Origin of the sequence: Arthrobacter sp. TB 26 (assembly GCF_000427315.1) — a bacterium.
In the GTDB taxonomy this organism is placed as follows: domain Bacteria; phylum Actinomycetota; class Actinomycetes; order Actinomycetales; family Micrococcaceae; genus Arthrobacter.
In genome coordinates, this window is the sequence record NZ_AUPJ01000321.1 from 1 (window position 1) to 2250 (window position 2250).

The 2250-nt window shown below is 69.4% G+C and carries 3 protein-coding genes; 2 read left to right on the forward strand and 1 reads right to left on the reverse strand.

All coding sequences use genetic code 11. From position 1 onward, the window contains the following. Window positions 1-96: 96 nt before the first annotated feature. Window positions 97-918 (forward strand): MBL fold metallo-hydrolase, encoded by an 822-nt coding sequence (locus K789_RS0112170; protein ID WP_024366991.1) that lies wholly within the window; start codon window positions 97-99, stop codon window positions 916-918. A 13-nt stretch (window positions 919-931) separates the two neighbouring features. On the opposite strand, the gene K789_RS0112175 is transcribed toward K789_RS0112170, so the two are convergent. Continuing rightward, window positions 932-1852: a 2-hydroxyacid dehydrogenase gene (locus tag K789_RS0112175; RefSeq protein ID WP_024366992.1), complete on the reverse strand. Its 921-nt coding sequence runs from the start codon at window positions 1850-1852 to the stop codon at window positions 932-934. Window positions 1853-2043: 191 nt separating this feature from the next. Here K789_RS0112175 and K789_RS22970 point away from each other — a divergent pair. Next, on the forward strand, window positions 2044-2250 hold a 207-nt coding region (locus K789_RS22970; protein ID WP_035739610.1), incomplete at its 3' end, for a hypothetical protein.

Below are 2250 nucleotides of genomic sequence, written 5' to 3' on the forward strand. Positions count from 1 at the left end.
CCGGATGAAGGACGGCCGCCATAGTGCTTGCGTTCCACTCCCGCCCGGGAATACCTTCTCGAGAAGCAGGCGCAAACCACGAGGGGAAGGCATGCCGTGCTGAAGCAAGTCGCTGAGGGCGTTTGGGTCCACGAGAGCACGTTCCTGCAGAGCAACTCCGCCGTCGTTCAGGGCCAGGCCGGGGTGCTGCTTATCGACCCCGGGATAACGCGCGACGAACTGGCCTGCCTCGCGAACGACCTTAGCCAACTGGGCCAGCCCGTCGTGGCAGGCTTCTCCACGCATCCGGATTGGGACCACGTGCTCTGGCATGCGGCCTTCGGCGACGCTCCCCGTTACGGTACAGCCCGCTGCGCGGCTTCGATGCAAGAACTGCTCTCGAGCACTGACTGGAAGGACCGCGTAGCCGGGGTGCTCCCGCCGGAGCTGGCCGAGGAGATCCCGATGGAACTGTTCGGGCTCATTACCGGCCTGCCCGCCGAAGCGGCGCACATTCCTTGGGACGGCCCCTCAGTCCGCATCATCGAGCATCAGGCCCACGCCCAAGGCCATGCGGCGCTTTTGATCGAGGAGCGCCGCGTCCTCGTTGCCGGCGACATGCTCTCCGACATCCTGATGCCGTTCCTCGACCTCGACGCCGAGAATCCGACCCAGGACTACCTCGCGGCGCTGCGGCTGTTCGAGAGCGTGGCCGACGGCGTCGATGCCGTCATTCCCGGTCACGGCTCGGTCGGCGGAGCCGAGCAGCTACGGTCACGGATCAAACTAGATCGCGCCTACGTGGAAGCCCTCCGCGACGGCGCTGAGCCCGAGGACCCGCGGGTCGGCCCCTCGGCCCCGCTGGAGTGGCTGCCCGACGTGCACAACTGGCAACTACAGCGGCTCGCCCAAAAAGCGCAGAACGGGACGCCCGAATAGCACCCGGGCTGACTCAGCCGCCCAGCACCACGTTCACCGGCGGTTCGCCCGCCAGCATGAGCTCGATCTGCCGCTGGACGAGCTTTCCCATCCGCGGGCGCATGGCCGAGCTCGCTCCGCCCACATGCGGGCTGATGATGACGCCGGGGATCCCCCACAGCGGGTGGTCCTGCGGCAGCGGCTCCGGATCGGTGACGTCCAGGGCGGCACGGATCCGGCCGGCGGCGGTGTGCCGGACCAGGGCCTCGGTGTCCGCAACCGGCCCGCGGGCCACGTTGACCAGCAGGGCGCCGTCGGGCATGGCCCCGAGGAAGGCGTCATTAATGAGGTGGCGGGTGGCGTCGCTGAGCGGGACGCCCACAATCACGATGTCATGCTCCGGCAGCAGGCTGGGCAGCTCGTCAATGCCGTGGACGTGGCCGCGCGGGTCCGTCCGTTCCCGGCTGGCCACCCGGGTCACGGTGGTTTCGAACGGCAGCAGCCGGTCTTCAATGGCCTTGCCGACGCCGCCGTAGCCGACGATCAGCACGCTGCGGTCGGCGAGGCTGGCGGTGGGCCGGGTCTCCCAGCGGCCCTCCTGCTGGTTCTGCAGCAGCCGCGGGAGCTCGCGCTGGCTGGCCAGGATCAGGGCGAGGGCCAGTTCGGCGGTGGAGGTTTCGTGGACGCCGGCGGCGTTGGCGTAAACCCGGCCGGCCGGCAGGAACTCCGCGACGCCGTCGTACCCGATCGACTGGCTTTGCACGAGCCCGGTTTCCACAGCTTCCAGGCCGCGCAGGACCTGCGGGCCGCCCATGTAGGGCGGAACCACGATGTCGATGTGCGGCTGGGGCGGTTCCCCGGACAGGTCCCACTCGAGGATGGTGACGTCCGGGTGGGGCTGGAGGTACTCCCGCAGGGTCGCGTCCGGCAGGCTGACGGTAATTTTCTTCGGCATAACTGCCAGCCTAATGCGGCGGGCGCGGGTTCCCGGTGAGGGCGCCACCGGTGGTGGCTGATGCCTTTGCGGGCATCCGGCAGCCGTCCGCCGCGGTCCCAGCTGGGAGTTTGCCCTCACCTTCGGGGTCCCCCGCGCGGGGCGTGGACATGCCCCGCCGCCCGGCATACATTGCAGGAAACCCCACCCCTTTGACCTGGAAGGTCCTGCACCACATGAACACCTCGGGACCCTCCCGCCCGGCTGCCAAGCCCCTCAACGCCCGGGGGAAGCTGCTCCTGCTCTGGGCGGCGACGGTCCTGGTGCTGCTGGGCGTGGTGACCTTCGCCGTCGTCCGCACCGGTCCGGTCCCCAGGACGGACTTCCTGGCCGGCCCGGACGAGCAGTGGCAGGAACCC

Excerpts from the sequence above, each read along its gene's own strand:
- K789_RS0112175 (WP_024366992.1), bottom strand. The coding sequence starts at position 1,852 with ATGCCGAAGAAAATTACCGTCAGCCTGCCGGACGCGACCCTGCGGGAG.